Source organism: Pseudomonas sp. NBB, assembly GCF_032701105.1.
Lineage (GTDB): Bacteria > Pseudomonadota > Gammaproteobacteria > Pseudomonadales > Pseudomonadaceae > Aquipseudomonas > Aquipseudomonas asiatica.
The window spans coordinates 2,613,478-2,629,717 of sequence record NZ_CP103994.1 but is presented as its reverse complement, the minus strand read 5'-3'; the positions used below and the strand labels follow the sequence as shown (position 1 = coordinate 2,629,717).

14 protein-coding genes and 2 pseudogenes are annotated in these 16,240 nt (G+C 55.6%); 13 read left to right on the top strand and 3 right to left on the bottom strand.

What is annotated here, in order from left to right:
• The first annotated feature begins 9 nt into the window (after positions 1-9).
• Positions 10-1,548, top strand: a complete 1,539-nt coding sequence (locus NY023_RS12195; protein WP_013972280.1) for a conjugal transfer protein TraG N-terminal domain-containing protein — start codon at positions 10-12, stop codon at positions 1,546-1,548.
• 4 nt (positions 1,549-1,552) lie between these two features.
• On the opposite strand, the gene NY023_RS12190 is transcribed toward NY023_RS12195, so the two are convergent.
• Positions 1,553-1,912, bottom strand: coding sequence for a hypothetical protein (locus NY023_RS12190; protein WP_044046983.1), 360 nt, complete (start codon positions 1,910-1,912; stop codon positions 1,553-1,555).
• 457 nt (positions 1,913-2,369) lie between these two features.
• On the opposite strand from NY023_RS12190, the gene NY023_RS12185 reads away from it, so the two are divergent.
• Positions 2,370-2,735 carry a DUF3085 domain-containing protein gene (locus NY023_RS12185; protein WP_044046982.1) on the top strand — a complete coding sequence of 122 codons (366 nt, stop codon included), beginning with the start codon at positions 2,370-2,372 and terminating at the stop codon, positions 2,733-2,735.
• Positions 2,736-3,446: 711 nt separating this feature from the next.
• On the top strand, positions 3,447-4,385 hold the full coding sequence (locus tag NY023_RS12180; protein ID WP_013972278.1) for an ArdC family protein: 939 nt from the start codon (positions 3,447-3,449) through the stop codon (positions 4,383-4,385).
• Between the two features lie 86 nt (positions 4,386-4,471).
• Here the strand turns inward: NY023_RS12180 and NY023_RS12175 are convergent, their stop codons facing one another.
• Both NY023_RS12175 and NY023_RS12170 read right to left on the bottom strand, forming a co-directional pair.
• Positions 4,472-4,837, bottom strand: a complete 366-nt coding sequence (locus tag NY023_RS12175) for a histone-like nucleoid-structuring protein, MvaT/MvaU family (protein ID WP_013972277.1) — start codon at positions 4,835-4,837, stop codon at positions 4,472-4,474.
• Positions 4,838-4,964: 127 nt separating this feature from the next.
• A complete protein-coding gene (locus NY023_RS12170) occupies positions 4,965-5,159 on the bottom strand; it encodes a hypothetical protein (protein WP_013972276.1) in 195 nt (64 codons plus the stop codon).
• 221 nt (positions 5,160-5,380) lie between these two features.
• On the opposite strand from NY023_RS12170, the gene mobH reads away from it, so the two are divergent.
• The 10 genes and pseudogenes from mobH (at position 5,381) to NY023_RS12120 (ending at position 16,187) form a co-directional block, all read left to right on the top strand.
• Positions 5,381-7,108: a MobH family relaxase gene (gene mobH / locus NY023_RS12165; RefSeq protein WP_013972275.1), complete on the top strand. Its 1,728-nt coding sequence runs from the start codon at positions 5,381-5,383 to the stop codon at positions 7,106-7,108.
• A 177-nt stretch (positions 7,109-7,285) separates the two neighbouring features.
• A pseudogene (locus NY023_RS12160) lies at positions 7,286-7,396 on the top strand (IS5/IS1182 family transposase); the annotation flags it as partial.
• A gap of 181 nt (positions 7,397-7,577) precedes the next feature.
• The gene (locus NY023_RS12155; RefSeq protein ID WP_044046981.1) at positions 7,578-8,318 is read left to right on the top strand and encodes a sulfite exporter TauE/SafE family protein; all 741 of its coding nucleotides are present in this window, start codon (positions 7,578-7,580) and stop codon (positions 8,316-8,318) included.
• Positions 8,319-8,573: 255 nt separating this feature from the next.
• Positions 8,574-8,798 carry a hypothetical protein gene (locus tag NY023_RS27725; protein ID WP_013972274.1) on the top strand — a complete coding sequence of 75 codons (225 nt, stop codon included), beginning with the start codon at positions 8,574-8,576 and terminating at the stop codon, positions 8,796-8,798.
• A gap of 789 nt (positions 8,799-9,587) precedes the next feature.
• On the top strand, positions 9,588-10,748 hold the full coding sequence (locus NY023_RS12145; RefSeq protein WP_013972273.1) for a glycine betaine/L-proline ABC transporter ATP-binding protein: 1,161 nt from the start codon (positions 9,588-9,590) through the stop codon (positions 10,746-10,748).
• A gap of 22 nt (positions 10,749-10,770) precedes the next feature.
• Positions 10,771-11,721 (top strand): glycine betaine/L-proline ABC transporter permease ProW, encoded by a 951-nt coding sequence (proW, locus tag NY023_RS12140; RefSeq protein WP_316927905.1) that lies wholly within the window; start codon positions 10,771-10,773, stop codon positions 11,719-11,721.
• Between the two features lie 57 nt (positions 11,722-11,778).
• Complete coding sequence (gene proX, locus NY023_RS12135) at positions 11,779-12,807, top strand: glycine betaine/L-proline ABC transporter substrate-binding protein ProX (protein WP_044046980.1); 1,029 nt, start codon at positions 11,779-11,781, stop codon at positions 12,805-12,807.
• A 110-nt stretch (positions 12,808-12,917) separates the two neighbouring features.
• Positions 12,918-13,211 (top strand): annotated as a pseudogene (locus tag NY023_RS12130) (LysR family transcriptional regulator); the annotation flags it as partial.
• 658 nt (positions 13,212-13,869) lie between these two features.
• Positions 13,870-15,102 (top strand): aromatic ring-hydroxylating oxygenase subunit alpha, encoded by a 1,233-nt coding sequence (locus NY023_RS12125; protein ID WP_013972270.1) that lies wholly within the window; start codon positions 13,870-13,872, stop codon positions 15,100-15,102.
• A 74-nt stretch (positions 15,103-15,176) separates the two neighbouring features.
• Positions 15,177-16,187, top strand: coding sequence for a GlxA family transcriptional regulator (locus NY023_RS12120; protein WP_013972269.1), 1,011 nt, complete (start codon positions 15,177-15,179; stop codon positions 16,185-16,187).
• The last annotated feature ends 53 nt before the right edge of the window (positions 16,188-16,240 follow it).

Below are 16,240 nucleotides of genomic sequence, written 5' to 3'. Positions count from 1 at the left end.
GGTGCAGCCATGAACATGAGCACCAACAGCTACCTTGAGTACTACCTGTCGCTGCTGGCCTGGATCATCAACAACGGCATCTGGAACACGCTGGCGGACACCGGGCTGTTCGCTGCTCCGTTTGGGGCGATCATCCTTCAGGAGTGGTTATCCGCCCGCCAACAGGGGGCCGACGAGGGCAACAAGGGCTTGCTGTCGATCCCCCGCGTCGAGAACCGCCTGTGGATGAGCTACATCGTCATCCTGTTTGGCTGCATGCCGTTCTTCCCGTTGAACCTTTCCTCCGTGACCTTCGACGATGCGGCGAGCCAGCGCTGCGGGGTGTCGATGGCCAAGCCCGCGGACACGGCCTGGGGAACTACCTTCAACACCATCGGCGAGAAATCAGCAAATGTGCCGGTGTGGTGGTACCTGGTGCATGCCATGAGCAAGGGCGTTACCGCCGCCGCCACGGCGTCGATCCCCTGCGCACCCGACATTCGTGCAATGCGGATGGAGATCGACAGCTCGCGGATCAACGACCAGGTGCTGCTGCAGGAAGTCGCTGATTTCACCCGCGACTGCTATGGCTATTCGCGCTCGCGGCTGTTTACCAACCGCCCTGAGCTGGACGAGTCGCAGAGCTACGATGCGTCCTGGATTGGTTCGACGTATCTGCTTGACACACCGGGCTACTACGACACGGATCGCTCGCACACGCCCCGGGTTGATTGGCCGTATGACGAAACGCGGGACACCTCCCTGCCCCGGCTGGACAACGGTGCGGGCTACCCTACCTGCAAGCAGTGGTGGAGCGATGCCACGGTCGGCTTGCGCGACCGCCTGGTCGCCGAGGTCGATCCAAACCTGCTCACGCAATTGCGCGGTTGGCTGACCGGACACAGCTCCACCGAAATCGAAAACGCTACCCTGCGTGAACTGGTTAGCCCCCGCCAGCAGTCATTGAGCATGGCGCCTGGTCAGGTGTTCCAGGACTACGGCAGCAGTGCCCGAGGCGGCTCGTTGACGCAGGGGCTCAACAATCTCGCCACCAACACCGGCCTGGCCCTGGGCTCGTTCAGCAACTTCCCGGCGATGAATGCGCTACGCGCTGCACTGCCGATGGTGCAGGCCTTCCTGATCATGGGCACGATCATCAGCTTGCCACTGGTGCTGCTGATCAGTACCTACCAGCTCAAAGCACTCATGACAGTCACCTTCGCGCTTTTCACGCTGCACATGCTGACGTTCTGGTGGGAGCTGGCCCGCTGGATCGACTCGAGCATGCTGGACACGCTGTACCACCAGGTCTCTGTCACGGACCAGGCGCTTTTAACATTACCAACGGCAGGGTTCATGGATGGGACGGTCACCGCGCAGGTGATCGAGTACGTGATGGGGGCGATGTTTTTGGTGCTCCCGATGTTCTTTCTGGGAACCATGAGTTGGGCGGGGTACAACGTTGGCAGCAACGTTCAGAGCCTTCTAACTCAAGGTGCAGAGAGTGCCAAACTCCAAGCTGGGAAGGGAACATCACAAGTTGTTGGAGGCGTACAAAAGCTTAAGTAATCAGTTATCGAAGTGATCCATGTTCGTCGTACATTTCTGGATACTTGAAACGATGCTGAGGATGGCTAACCTCGAATACATCGGGCTCATCATCATTCGCTTCAATAGGCAGCGCGGCAAACGCCCATAGGGCTACCATTCCGACCGCCAGGAAGAATGCTACTGATGCGACAGCAAGCAAAAGAATCACCTTAACAATCTGCATTCCGAGCCGGCGATACCCAAACGGAACGCTCGCCAACATCGGTGAATTCAGCACGCTGGCTTCTAGCTGATTCACCAATCGACCCGCGCGAGTTGCGGCACGAATCAAATACTTGCCGAAAGAAGTACGGCTGGGGTTTGAAGACGCTGGAGTCGCCATTTCCCTACCTCCATTTACTTCACCGCACGTGCGGTCAAACCGCTGTAAACAATTTGGATCCAAGCCTTAGCTTACTCCTCTCCTGCGGATTTCCATGACCGTTGATCACTTGGTTTACGCTGCTGATCGCCAGTGGCACTGCATGGATTGATGCAGTGCACTCTTCTGAAAATCACCATTGACGTTATGCCGTCCCGCTTGATAAACCGGACAGGCAAGCGCTGGAAAACCAGCACCCCAGGTGGCCACAACCTTCAAGGCCACATCACTCCCGTGATGGTTGTCCCAAGGGCGATTAGCGTTCGGCGGCTCGCCCGGTTACCGCTTCCGCGGTGATGAGCGCTCTTTCACATCTGCCTCACGGAGCCCTGCTCCGTTGAAGCTCCTTTTCCATTTCCGTGCTGGGAATTCTTCCCGCATGGGTGGTATTCCTCCGCACTACCTGGAGGAACTCACCATGTTGCGCTTCACAGGAACTGAACTTCATGCTGTTTTGACTGAAGCGGCCGTCATCGGCTGCCGAGTCATCCTGGTCAAAGACCACGGTGTCTACCTCATGTCCGAGTTCGGCGAAAGCAAACCCGACGGAGGTAGCCGCAAACACATTGCCTACGCCATGGGTTGCAACCCTGACGTCGACGACTTTGACGCCTGGTGGAATCGCGCACGCAGTGAATTCGGCGGCGACGATTTTGCCGAGTACTTCGACCTTGATGATCCCGTTCTGGAAAGCCTACGCGGCACCAGCGGGTCGCTCGTAATCGAGGCCACATCCACCCACTTGTACATTGCTGCAGAGATTGCCCCCTCCGGGAAGTCCTGAATGCTCTCGCAACACCCACGATATCCCAGGAAAGCACGAGCCTGTGTTTCTCTGGGATATCGCTCATTTCAATCTCTACGCCAACAACAGCGAGCCATTCATCTGGAATTTTGGGATGGAAAGCCTTCGCTGGAAGCGGCTGGAAACTTGACCTGCTCGGTGCCCTAGGTTGGGCATTGACCCCACGGGCAAGCGCGTTTTAATGCCTAGACACGCTTAGTTCAAAGTGTGAGTTGTGGCGATGGGACTTCCCCCAAGTTGTTCGTGAAGCCATCGCAGGATCAGCTCCCGGGAGGCACCCGTGTCCAGGAAGCACCGCTCCTTACCCGCCATTGTCCTGAGTCCAGGAGTATGGCAATTCATCACCGAGGTTGGTACGGCTACTGACGCAGTCGAGCAATCAGGGCAGCGCTTGCAAGCCGTCTTGGGAATCGCCTTGGCTTCAGTAGGTCGTCGCCACTTGCGCCAATCGCTCGATTTGCTGCTCAGTCAGCCTTCCCAGCGCGAATCGCACTCATCGCCGGCAGCTACTCAGCTACAGGTAAATCAAATCACACCAGCGACCGGCCCTGTTTTTCTTCATATCAGGTTGCCACATGAGATCGGTATGGACATCTCATCGGCCTGAACGCCCGCACTACCACTGTCCACTTACCCCACCGGGAACCCTTCCCGGCCGGGCAGCGTTCCCCTCTTTGACTGGAGAACGTCATGTCCGATATCTACCTAGACGTCACCAACAAGATTGTCAGTGCCCTGAGCCAAGGGGTCATCCCCTGGATCAAACCCTGGACCACTTCAGGTTCCAGTGCTGACGCACCTTTCCCCATTAACGCGATCACTCGGCGACCCTACGCCGGCATCAACATTCCACTGCTGTGGGCCGAAGCCCGCCTGCGCGGGTACCGCCAGGATCGCTGGCTCACCTACAACCAGGCACGGAAAGCCGGTGGTCACATACGCAAGGGCGAACAATCGACCCTCGCAGTACTGTACAAGCCCATGAGCAAGGAAGCACACGACGAAGACGGTCAAGTCGTCCGTGATGAGCAAGGCAACGTCAAGATGGTGCAATTCGCGCTACTGCGGACGCATTGCCTGTTCAACATCGAGCAGACCGAGGGACTACCCATCGAGGAACAGCAGAACGACGAAGGTGAAGATACGATGGCGTTCATCGATCATGCACCTGCCGAGCGACTGTTGGACGCCAGCGGCGCACACATCGAGCATCGGTATGGTGATTCCGCGTTTTATCTACCGATCCGGGATCTCATTCAATTGCCCACCAAGGCCCAGTTCGTGGACGTCGGCAGCTACTACGCGACCGCGCTGCATGAGCTGACGCATTGGTCGGGTCACCACTCCCGCCTCAACCGGGAAGGCATCACGGGCTGTCACGCCTTTGGCTCTGCAGCCTACGCCTTCGAGGAATTGGTCGCGGAGATGGGTGCAGCATTTCTCTGCGCCCTCACCGGCACCCAGGGCGAGCTGCGCCACGAGGAGTACCTGGCGTCCTGGTTGAAGATCCTCAAGGAAGATAAGCGGGCCATCTTCCGCGCCAGCGGTTTGGCGCGAGAGGCATCCGAGTACCTGTTGGCGCTGATGCCGGATCAGGCTACCGAGGCAACGGAACGGCTCACGGCATAACTTTTCACCTTCAATAGAAAGGCCCCAACCGGGGCCTTTGTTTTACCTGCAACGCCAACCATCGGCCGCTGCAATTGAGCAAGTGATTACTGCAGCCAGCTCTCGACGACATCCGAGCCGTGCTCTTGCTTCCACTGCTTGAGGATCTTGTGGTTGCCGCCCTTGGTTTCGACGATCTCGCCGCTGTGCGGATGCTTGTAGCGTTTAACTTCACGCGGCTTGCGCTGAGCGCCGGTGGAGGCGCTGGAAGTGGTCACGCTCACGCCTTTGGACGGGTCAAGAATGGTGATGACCTGGCGCAGGTTCATGCCGTACTGATCCAGCAAGGCCTTGAGTTTTTGTTCGAACTCGATTTCCTGCTTCAGGCCGGAATCGTTTTTCATCGCGTCCAGCTGTTGAAGTTGAGCAGCCAGTTGAGCTTCCAGTGCTTTGAATTCGGCAAGTTTGGACATGTGAAATCTTTCCTAGGGTTGGGGCATGTGAGCCGATATTACCTGATGCACAAGTACTAGCCGAGCGTGAATTGGCTCTTCAGCTAACTTTTCATCCTTCAACATGTCCACATATCTATGTGACTAATCAGTCCGGCAAAAACTGGCAAAGGTGGCCCACTAGTTCACGAGGTGCAGCACTGTTGCCGATCTTGAACAACATGTCGCGCTGACTGCGTGGCAGCTGTTTCGCACAGCGCTTGGCTGCTGATCGAATGGCAGCATCGGTCCCATGAATCCGGTCGGCCAGTAGCACGATTAAAATGGCATCGTTCAACGTCATCAGGCTACCTTCCCCCAAATAGTGCCGAACAGTCTACCTCCCGAAAAAAGGACAGGCCATTCCCGCACCACACGTAACCCGATGCGCCAAGCTTCGAATTTACGCGTTCGCGAAAAGGGCCTAGAGGGTAAAGGATAACGGCAGCAATGGAAGGGGGCACAAGGGTAAGAGCTCTATCCGAAAAGGCAAAAGGACCTTCTGAATGCAAAGCAGGTAATGCGATGAAGCGCTGGTGGTTCAAGCATGAAAAAGGCAATGCTGTGGAGCCCATACTCGCTCCAGCACCCGAGGGATTTCTCCTCCCACTACCCGCCGAATCCCTGCTCTGTGCCGACCACCGGAAAAAGCTGCTGGAGCGCATCTGGCAATACACAGCGCTCTCCGAGCCGCAGTTCAATCAGCTCTACCTTGACCCGATCCGCCGCTACGCCGCCTATGTACAGCAACTCCCTGCCAGCGAAAGTCACCACCATGCCTACCCGGGCGGCATGCTCGACCATGGACTAGAGCTGATGGCCTGCAGCCTGAAGTTGCGCCAATCGTACCTGCTACCCAGCGGCGCCGCGCCAGAAGACCAGGCCGCGCAGGCCGACGCCTGGAGCGCGGCGATTGCCTACGGCGCCCTGCTCCATGACATTGGCAAGATTGCCGTCGACCTGCAGGTGGAGTATCAGAATGGTGAGGTGTGGCACCCGTGGCACGGTCCTCTGGCCCAGCCCTATCGTTTTCGCTACCTGGCCGGCCGCGACTACAAGCTGCACAGCGCCGCCACGGGGCTGCTGTACACACGGATTTTGACGCCTCTCCAGCTCGACTGGCTCAGCAGCTATCCACTCCTGTGGGGCCACCTACTGTTTCTGCTGGCCAACCACTACGAGCATGCCGGTACCCTCGGGGAACTGGTGCTGCAAGCGGACCGGGTCTCCACCGCGCAGAACATCGGCGCCAACCCCACTAAGGCCCTGCTGGCACCTAAACACTCGTTGCAGCATCACCTGCTCACGGGCCTGCGTCACCTGGTTAAAAACGAGTTCAAATTCAACCAGCCCGGTGCAGCCGGTTGGCTCACCGAAGACCATCTGTGGTTGGTCAGTAAAACCGCCACCGACAAACTGCGCGCCTACCTGCTGGCTCAGACCGTGGATGGCATCCCCTCCTCCAACATCGCCTTGTTCGATGAACTGCAGTCGCATGGATTGGTGGATGCGACACCTGAGGGCAAAGCGGTATGGAATGCCAACGTAACAGACGATGACTGGCAACATCGCTTTACTTTTCTCCGCCTGCAACCGAGCCTGATCTGGGCCGATGCCCCCCGGCCAGACTACTTTAAAGGAACGGTTGAACCGATGATGAAACATCCTCTGCCGGCCGGTGAAACCTGCGAGTCGACTTTGGATCGATCGCAACCAACGCCGGAAAAAAACCAGCCCGTATCCGAGCACCAGAACCAGGATTTTGACTATCTCGACGATTTGATGGACATGTTGCAAGAACCAAGCGAGGTCGAAATTGGACCAAGCGCGGGAAGCCTGCAATCCACCACTGCGTCACCCAAGGATCCCAAGGGGCTGGCCTTCCTCGAATGGCTCCGCGAAGGAGTTCTCAAACATCGCTTGGTGATCAACGACAGCAAGGCCAAGGTCCATACCGTAGAAGGCACTTTTTTCCTAGTCACCCCAGGCATTTTCCAACGCTACGCCGCCGAACACCCCGAGTCAGCCGAAGCAGACTCTCAAAGCGACGCCTGGCGACGAATCCAACATCACTTTGAAAAGCTAGATGCTCATCTGAGAAAGCCTAATAGGCAGAACATTTGGACTTGCACTGTACGAGGCCCGCGGAAAACCACATCCCTCAACGGCTACATCCTGCGTGACGTGAATCTCCTTGGTCTGCCGCCTCCTCCAGATAACCCGTTCCTTTCTCTGCGACCTCCGATGCCCTGAGGATCTTCGTTTGTTGTCCTCCGAGCGACTGAGATCTGACGCGGTACATCGGCCAAGTGAGGTTGCCCACCGAGGTGGCTTTCCTTGAGCGCCTTTGGGGATCCGATCAAGTCAGCACAGGTCATCAGACCTGTGCTGACATAGCCCTCCAATTGCCCTCCACAAGCCCTCCATCCCATGAGTCAGATGAGCTTTTCCGATTTTGAGTACGCCGGTAAGCGCAAGCAAACCCGTCGCGAGCGTTTCCTGGCTGAGATGGAGCAGGTAGTGCCGTGGAGCGGTTTGGTGATTGAACGATGCAAGAAGCCCACGACGCTTATACCTCATGTTTTGAGTCCATCCCCTTCTATCCGAATGGCCCTTTGATCTGCAGACTACCCATCGTCGCTAAAGCTTCGTATCGCCTGACGAGATTAAGCCCCAGCGCCACGTTGATGTAGAACTCCATCGATGATCGGGTGCAGTGAATATGCTTTCTGATTTTGTGCTTGTCTCGCCGTTTGTTACTGCTTATGCCCTTGGTTGCGTTCTAGTAGCTGCGATTGCGCGAGGCTTCTCCGGCTTCGGTTTCACGCTGTTGGCCATCATGTCACTTTCGTTCGCGCTTCCGTTGTCGACGATCGTACCGGCCATATTTATTCTGGAAATTGCAGCCGGCTTGAAGCTATTGCCATCGATATGGGGACAGGTGCACTGGGGCTCCATCCGGGTTCTTGTTATCGCGTCGATCATTGCGACGCCGCTGGGAGCGTATCTGCTTGCTAAGGTACCTGGAGAGTACGTAAGGGTCGTGCTCGCGGTACTCATAATTGCCTGCTGCTTGGCCTTGATCACAGGATTCAAGCTTCAGAGGATGCCATCGTTCATGCAGACTGCTGCAACCGGTGCAGGCGCAGGGGTCCTCAATGGCTCCCTGGGGCTAGGCGGCCCTCCAGTCATCGTTTTCTTCCTTGGCTCTCCGTTGGCGCTGGAGGCAGGACGGGCTTCGATCATCGCAGCTTTTCTTGCAATGGATGTAGCGGCTCTCCCCGCTTTCTGGGCCCTTGATATGTTTGGACCAGAGTCGCTACATCTAGGATTCATGAGCCTGCCAGTGCTGGTACTTGGGGTATGGCTTGGCTCAAGGCTTGCGCAAGGTATAGAGGAAGCAAAGGCCCGAAAGGTCATCATTGTACTGCTGCTGCTTCTCGCATTAGGTAGTTTCCTATAACGGCTCGGCGCCTGGCTAAGGGCTGCAGACTCGCTGAAGTCGCCCGGTCGTCCGCCTTAGTTAAATCAGCACTGCGCCGCTGGGTGAACCAGTTCCGCCGTGAGGAACCTGTCGAATTGCTCTGCTTGGTATTCGATCGTGTTACTACGCATATTGCCATAACCGACGATTTCCGGACGTGCGCGACTGGCACTGCGGGTTTGGATCAAAGAGCTATTTACACAGAGCCGCAGTGCCACAGAGAGTCGACGCACCATGTACGAAGAGGGCATTCAGGTCGGTAGTTTCCAGGTGCAGTTGATGCTCGAAATGAAGCTGTTCAGTAAGCAACCGAGTTCACATGCCTACAAGAAGGCCACAGTTGAGCGCGGTGACACTCCGTACGAGTGGCCTCAAGGCCAGTGGCACTATGTGGCAGCAGTTATCCGCTGCCTCAAGCGCTACATCGCAAGGGAGGTCTACTGCATCCTCCAGAGATGAGAGTGCATCATCAACTAAAGCGCAGTATCCACTTGAAATTTAGAAGGGCGTCCAAGGTAACTAATAGGTAGCCGAGTTTTCGGCTGCGATTGCGGCGCTACCGCTTCAGGCAAAGCATGAGCCGTATAAGTAAATGCCGGGACAATGCGCCCATGGAGCCCTTGTCCGTGAGGAAGCAGTCTACGATCAGACCTTGTAGGTCATGCAAATCCGCTTTGCTGGCTAGCGTCGAAGGGTGCCATTCGATTTTGTCATCAGTACACCGTCAAAAATGTCGATTCAAATTAGTGGAATTCACGACTTAGACTGGCTACCAAGCAGAAGCAGATTACCAGCCCTAGGTTAAATACCAAAACACCATCTGCCACTGTGACTGCATGGCTCTAGACAAAGGTGTGCCTCGCACCGGCGTACCATCACCATGCTAGAGGGTAAAAATGACCGCCCACACTATTTCACATGGTCGAATCGCGAAACAAAAAAACAGTACAGCGTGGTCGGAATGCAGCACCGCTGAAAATCCACATCCGCGCACGCATCGCATGCCTCTAAAAGGCACGACCAACTGCGAACGCACCGTCTAATGCTAACTGCATTTTAATCTGCAGAGGTGCTCAAAAGAGCGAATAAGGACATGCTCACATAAGAATCGCAAGGACCAACCCCAAGCGCAAAACTGACTCACGTTCATATTTGAACAGACTGCCAATAAATTACCGTCTTCGCTGAATAAAAATCATCAGCAAAAACAAATTTTTGGTTATAAGCATAAAAAGAGGTCGTAGTCGTATGAACCAAACCGAAGAAATTCTATCGGTGAAAAACATTTTCAAGGTTTTCGGGCCCAACCCCGACATGGCCATGGAGATGCTCCGCAAGGGGGCCGACAAGAACGAAATCTTCAGCAAGACCGGCCATGTGGTTGGCGTGTTCGATGCCAGCTTTTCCGTCAAGCGTGGCGAGATCTTCGTCATCATGGGCCTGTCCGGTTCGGGCAAATCGACCATGGTGCGGCTGTTCAACCGCCTGATCGAACCCACCTCCGGCAGCATCCACCTCAACGGCAAGGAAATCACCGGGCTTTCCGACAAAGCCCTGCTCGATGTGCGCCGCAAGGAGATGGGCATGGTGTTCCAGTCCTTCGCCCTGATGCCGCACATGAGCGTGCTGGAAAACACCGCCTTCGGCCTGGAAATTGCCGGCGTGGCGGAAGCCGAACGCCACAGCCGTGCCCGTGAAGCCCTGAGCCAGGTAGGCCTGGCCGGCCACGAGCACAGCTACCCGCACCAGCTGTCTGGCGGCATGCAGCAGCGCGTGGGCCTGGCCCGGGCACTGGCCAACGACCCGACGATCCTGCTGATGGACGAGGCGTTTTCCGCCCTCGACCCGCTGATTCGCCACGAGATGCAGGGTGAGCTGATGCGCCTGCAGGCCGAGCAGCAGCGCACCATCATCTTCATTTCCCACGACATCGAAGAAGCCATCCGCATCGGTCACCGCATCGCCATCATGGAGGGCGGGCGCGTGGTGCAGATCGGCACCCCGCAGGAGCTGATCAACCAGCCGGCCAACGATTACGTGCGTACCTTCTTCAAGAGCTACGACAGCTCGCGGGTGCTCAAGGCCGGCGATGTGGCCAGGTTCGACCCGGCGGTGGTGTGCAAGGTCAACGGCAAGGCCCCGAGCTTCCAGGCCGGTGTGCCATTCGGCTACCTGGTCGACGACCGCGGGCAGTTGCTCGGTGTGGTCGACACCGATGCCAACGGTGCCAGCGTCAGCGAACGCTACAGCCTGCACGAGCAGCAGCCGGTGTACATCGACACGCCGCTGCACGAGGTGCTGGGTATCGCGGCCGACCTGCCGTACCCGGTGCCGGTACTCGACCGCGAGGGCGCCTTAAAAGGCACGCTGTCGAAGAACGAACTGCTGCAGACCCTGAGCCGCCACTAAGTACAAGAAGAGGTAAGCCCTCATGTCCGAATTCAGCCTTCTCGACCCGTTCCAGGCGGCCACCATCCCGCTGGGCGACTGGGTCACCGCCACCCTCAACTTCCTCGTGCACAACTTCCGCGAGGTGTTTCGCGCCATTCGCTGGCCGATCGACCAGGTGCTCAACGGCATCGAGTTCACCCTGCAAAGCATTCCGCCCACCATCGGCATCCTCCTGTCATCGCTGCTGGGCTGGCAGTTGGCGGGCAAGCGCATGGCGCTGCTGTGCTTCATTACCCTGACCTTGCTCGGCCTGATCGGGGTCTGGGCCGAGTCGATGACCACCCTGGCACTGGTGCTGACCTCGGTGTTCTTCTGCGCGGTGATCGGCATTCCGCTGGGCATCCTGAGTGCGCGCAAAAACGCAGTCGAGCGAGTTGTGCGCCCCATGTTGGATGCGATGCAAACCCTACCGGCCTTCGTGTACTTGGTGCCGGTGGTGATGCTGTTCGGTATTGGTAACGTACCCGGCGTGCTGGTGACCATCGTGTTCGCGCTGCCGCCGCTGGTGCGCCTGACCAACCTGGGCATCCGCCAGGTACCGGAAGACAAGATCGAAGCCGCCCGCGCCTTCGGCTGCACCCCGCGTCAGATGTTGACCCGTGTGCAGCTGCCGCTGGCCACCTCGACCATCATGGCCGGCCTCAACCAGACCCTGATGCTGTCCCTGTCGATGGTGGTGATCGCCTCGATGATTTCGGTAGGCGGTCTGGGCCAGATGGTGCTGCGCGGCATCGGCCGCCTGGACATGGGCCTGGCGACCGTCGGCGGCGTCGGCCTGGTGCTGCTGGCGATCTTCCTCGACCGCTTGACTCAAGCAATGGGTCAGCGCACCAACGACCCAAGCCAGCACTGGTATGAAACCGGCCCAGTAGGACTGCTGGTACGCTTATTCCGTAGCGACCCCAGCGCTAAAGCCATAAAGAGCAATTGAAAGTCAACTCAACAATCTGCCGCTTTAATCAAAACAACCAAAAATGAGTAACAGACCATGAACAGACTTACCTTTCCTCGAAAATTTATGCACTGCATAACCGGCGTGGCCCTGACGTGTTTATCCGCATATTCTATCGCCTCAGCGGACAAGCCTGGTGAAGGCATTAAAGTAACGCCTATGTTCTCGTCGGTAGCCGAAGAACGCTTCCGAGGTGAAATAGCCATAGCCGGCCTTAAGGAGCTCGGCTATGAAGTGCAAGAACCGAAGGAAGCTGAATACGCAACCATGACGCTTGCTGTTGCCTATGGCGATGCAGACTTCACCGTCCAGATGAATGAGATTCTGCACGCTAGCTTTTATGAAAAGGCGGGTGGAAACGACACCATGATGAAAGCTGGGGCATTCATGCCCGGCATTCTTCAAGGGTATTTAATTGATAAGAAAACAGCTGACAAGTACCACATCAAATACATCACCGACCTCCAGAAACCGGAGATTGCCAAACTGTTCGATAGCGATGGAGATGGCAAGGCGGACATGACAGGTTGCAACCCGGGGTGGGGATGCGAGCTGGTGATCGCGCACCACATGAAAGCCTACAACTTGGAGAAGACTGTCAATGTCAATCAAGGCTCATACTTCGCCTTGATGGCTGACACAATCACTAAGTTCAAAGAGGGCAAACCGATTCTTTATTACACATGGATTCCACAATGGATCTCTAATGTGCTCGTAGAAGGCCGCGATGTGGTTTGGCTGGAGGTACCAAAAACCGACCTTCCAGACGGTAAAAATGATGTTAACACAACATATGAAGGCAAGAACCTAGGCTTTGCTATCGATACAGCGAACTCCGTACTCAACAAAGAGTTTGCTGAGAAAAACCCTGCCGCTCTGAAATTCTTCTCTCTTGCGCACATCACCGCTGCTGATGAAAGCGCACAGAACCTGAAAATGCAACAAGGCGAGAACAAACCTGCAGATATTAAGCGTCACGCCCAGGAATGGATCTCGGCCCATCAGCAAGAGTATCACGAATGGATAGAAGCGGCGCGCAATTCCGCAACAGTTGCCGCTAAATAAGCGCACAAACGGGCGGATTTATTTTTATCCGCCCGCTCACTATAAAAATTCACAGTCTAGACAAACCACCCCGCAGTTCAGTGCCCCAGGTGTACGATGGAGAATTCATGATGGGAAAGCACATTCAACCGGACTTGATACTCACTACACTTCCCTCTCTACATGCTGTCAGAGCCTTTGTAGCAGCGGCAAAATATCAAAGCTTTACTCGTGCAGCCGAGTCACTTTGCGTCAGTCAAGCTGCGATCAGTCGACAAATCAAAGAACTAGAAGACAACCTAAAAACCGATTTATTCACTAGAACCGGCAGATCGGTAGCACTTACCAGCGCAGGCAAACTTTTCTTTCAAACGGCTCAACAGTCTCTATGCAACATCTATCAAGCCACCGACCAAATCCGAAGCATTAGAAAATAAAATAAGCACTCAAATCTAGCCTTGCGATAAACTTGACTTCTCATCGAGTACTGTCCGTGATCACGCACATTGCAATCTTGGGTACCGAATTGGCGGACTTCACGAGATGCGTAATTTCCGCGACATCTGTTCGCCTCCGAACCTTTCTCACACAAGCGATGACGTGCAGGGTGCGCGACATCACCGCTGCTACATGTGTCCATCTAGGTGCTACCGTTAGACCTGATCTGAATGAGGATACCTGGATACCCTCGCCCTACATTGGAGAGCGTTACGATGAGGCTGCTGGGCTAAAGATCCAACATGGCCACATCCCGCGCCCCAAAGGCCCAAAGGCCCAGGCTTACCCACCGATAAGGAGCAGTTCGGAAATCCGGTTGCGAGTCTCTAAGCACTGCAGCATCACGCTGGTGCGCCCCATAACCCCCGAACCGCTCCAGCGATTACATTTTGTTATCAAGCTATCCCCCAAAAAATTGATTCCGGCTCGAGCCGTTGCCACATAGACTTCTGTAAAGCGTTTCAGTCGATGAACACTGCATATGACCACCTCACATCTTAAACATACGCGGGTAAGTTATGTGATATGCAGAGTATCTGGCGAATAATTTGCGGTAGAGCTGTGCATGAGGAGTGCAAATAAAAAATGAAAAATTACACCGACGCATTGGACCTGATCAAACAACGTAAGCCTCAACACGGCCTACCTGGCACCGCCTATAACGATCCCGCTCTCTATCAACAAGATCTTGAGCACATTTGGTACAAAGAGTGGATCTTTGCCGGCCACACTTTTGAGCTGGAAAAGCCAGGTGAGTATTTGACCCTCCAAATCGGAGAATACCCAGTTGTCGTAGTGCGCGGCAAGGATGGAGGTGTTCGCGCATTCCACAACGCCTGTCGTCACCGTGGCTCCAAGGTTTGTACCGAAGCTAAAGGCAAGGTCGCAAAATTGGTTTGCCCATACCATAAATGGACTTTCGAACTGGACGGAAAACTTCTGTATGCAGGAAACATGGGGCCTGAGTTCAACCCTGCTGACCACAGCCTGACGCCGGTTCACTGTGAAGTTGTCCACAGCTACATTTATGTGTGCGTTGCTCAGACCGCACCAGATTTTGAAAAATTCAGAAGCGCTGTTTCCCCATTCATTGGCCCTCACTACCTTGAGGACTGTAAAGTTGCCTTCGAGTCAAACCTGGTAGAGAAAGGGAATTGGAAACTGGTTTTCGAGAACAATCGCGAGTGCTACCACTGTGATGGTACTCACCCGGAGCTGCTTTGCAGCTACACCGAGTTGCTTTCTGTACAAGGCTTGGGCGGCGCAGAAGATCCCGTATTCGCCGAGCACTGCGACACCTGTGAAGCTGCAGGGCTGGCAAGCCGGATGGTAATGGATCCAAACGGGCAATTCCGGATGACACGTATCCCGCTGAACCCTGGAGCAAGCAGCTATACCATGGATGGGAAGCCTGCAGTGGCCCGTCGACTGGATCGCAGCGGAGTTGAAAACATTGGTGCCCTGCTGTACTTCAACTATCCGTCGACCTGGAACCATTTCCTGGGCGATCACGCCCTAAGCTTCCGCGTGCTGCCTGTAGGCCCAGGCGAAACTGTGGTCACCACTAAGTGGCTCGTGCCTAAAGATGCCCAAGAGGGCGTGGATTATGACATCGATCGGCTGACCAAGGTCTGGATTGCAACCAATGATCAGGATCGTCGCTTGGTGGAAGGCACCCAGATTGGCGTCACCTCCCCCGCCTACATTCCCGGGCCCTACTCGACCACCATTGAGAATGGTGTCTGCCAGTTCATCGACTGGTACTGCGATTTGATGACCAAGCGCCTGACCGAGGCAACATCGAACCGGATCATCTGAACATCGCCGGCGAAGGCACTATACCTTCGCCGAGCCGTCACCCGTTGTTGAGCGACGCGCTACACGGAATAACTATGCAAACCGTGAACAGACACTTCAATGCTGCATTCGAAGGGCGAAACCTGAAGTTTCTTGAACAAAGGGTGCCGGGAAAGACTTCGAAGATCGGCTTCCTGCTTTTAGATAATTTCTCGTTGCCGTGTTTCACACAGGCGCTTGATGCCTTGGCCACGGCCAATCTGATTCGTCCTGGCTCAGTGCGCACTTACACATTCAGCTATAGCGGTGCTGAAGTGATCAGTGACCTAGGTATTCCGATTCGACCGGACACTCCACTAACTGATATTCGCGTCGCCCAGATCGACTTGATGATTGTCTGTGGGGGCCTGCGAACGCCACGGGCAGTCCCTGCATGGTTGAGTAACCTTTTGCGCAAACTTGCCGGCTACTCCATGGCTCTGGGTGGGTTGTGGAACGGGACATGGTACATCGGCCTTGCGGGTTTGCTCGATGGCTATAAATGCGCCATTCACCCAGAGCAACGCCTGGCTCTTGCCGAGAATGTTCCACAAGCCTGCGTGAGCCAGGACAGTGTTGTATTCGACCGTAACCGGTTGAGCGCTGCAACCCCTGTAGGCGCTTTTCAAGTAATGGTCCAGTGGCTGCGTGAGCGTTGCGACCCTGCGCTGGCTGAAGCAGTCATCGCCCTGCTCGATTACGACCAAACGCGCTTCCAGAGCGCTACTCGGATACACCAGCCAAATATGACCCTGCCGCTGCGTGAAATTATCCGCTTGATGGAGGCCAACTTAGAGGAACCTCTCGATATACAGCAAATGGCCAAATGCGTGAAATTATCTCCACGCCAAATTCAGCGGTTATTCCGGAACCAGACTGGGAACACCCCGCAGCAATACTATCTTCAGTTGCGCATTACTGAGGCCCGACGGTTACTGCAAAATACTGCTTTGTCGGTGATGGAGGTGGGGCTGGCCTGTGGATTTGTTGCAGCAACACACTTCAGCCGGACTTACAGCAAATTTTTTGGCCGGCCACCTTCTAAAGAGACGCGCTACGAACTCTGAACTAACTTGTTTGTCGCTAAAATCCGCGTGAGTGCGTGCAACTCACTTTCGCC

Bases quoted from the DNA above. Each gene is read 5' to 3' on its own strand.
- NY023_RS12195 (WP_013972280.1), top strand. From the start codon at position 10: ATGAACATGAGCACCAACAGCTACCTTGAGTACTACCTGTCGCTGCTG.
- NY023_RS12190 (WP_044046983.1), bottom strand. From the start codon at position 1,912: ATGGCGACTCCAGCGTCTTCAAACCCCAGCCGTACTTCTTTCGGCAAG.
- NY023_RS12185 (WP_044046982.1), top strand. From the start codon at position 2,370: ATGTTGCGCTTCACAGGAACTGAACTTCATGCTGTTTTGACTGAAGCG.
- NY023_RS12180 (WP_013972278.1), top strand. From the start codon at position 3,447: ATGTCCGATATCTACCTAGACGTCACCAACAAGATTGTCAGTGCCCTG.
- NY023_RS12175 (WP_013972277.1), bottom strand. From the start codon at position 4,837: ATGTCCAAACTTGCCGAATTCAAAGCACTGGAAGCTCAACTGGCTGCT.
- NY023_RS12170 (WP_013972276.1), bottom strand. From the start codon at position 5,159: ATGACGTTGAACGATGCCATTTTAATCGTGCTACTGGCCGACCGGATT.
- mobH (WP_013972275.1), top strand. From the start codon at position 5,381: ATGAAGCGCTGGTGGTTCAAGCATGAAAAAGGCAATGCTGTGGAGCCC.
- NY023_RS12155 (WP_044046981.1), top strand. From the start codon at position 7,578: ATGCTTTCTGATTTTGTGCTTGTCTCGCCGTTTGTTACTGCTTATGCC.
- NY023_RS27725 (WP_013972274.1), top strand. From the start codon at position 8,574: ATGTACGAAGAGGGCATTCAGGTCGGTAGTTTCCAGGTGCAGTTGATG.
- NY023_RS12145 (WP_013972273.1), top strand. From the start codon at position 9,588: ATGAACCAAACCGAAGAAATTCTATCGGTGAAAAACATTTTCAAGGTT.
- proW (WP_316927905.1), top strand. From the start codon at position 10,771: ATGTCCGAATTCAGCCTTCTCGACCCGTTCCAGGCGGCCACCATCCCG.
- proX (WP_044046980.1), top strand. From the start codon at position 11,779: ATGAACAGACTTACCTTTCCTCGAAAATTTATGCACTGCATAACCGGC.
- NY023_RS12125 (WP_013972270.1), top strand. From the start codon at position 13,870: ATGAAAAATTACACCGACGCATTGGACCTGATCAAACAACGTAAGCCT.
- NY023_RS12120 (WP_013972269.1), top strand. From the start codon at position 15,177: ATGCAAACCGTGAACAGACACTTCAATGCTGCATTCGAAGGGCGAAAC.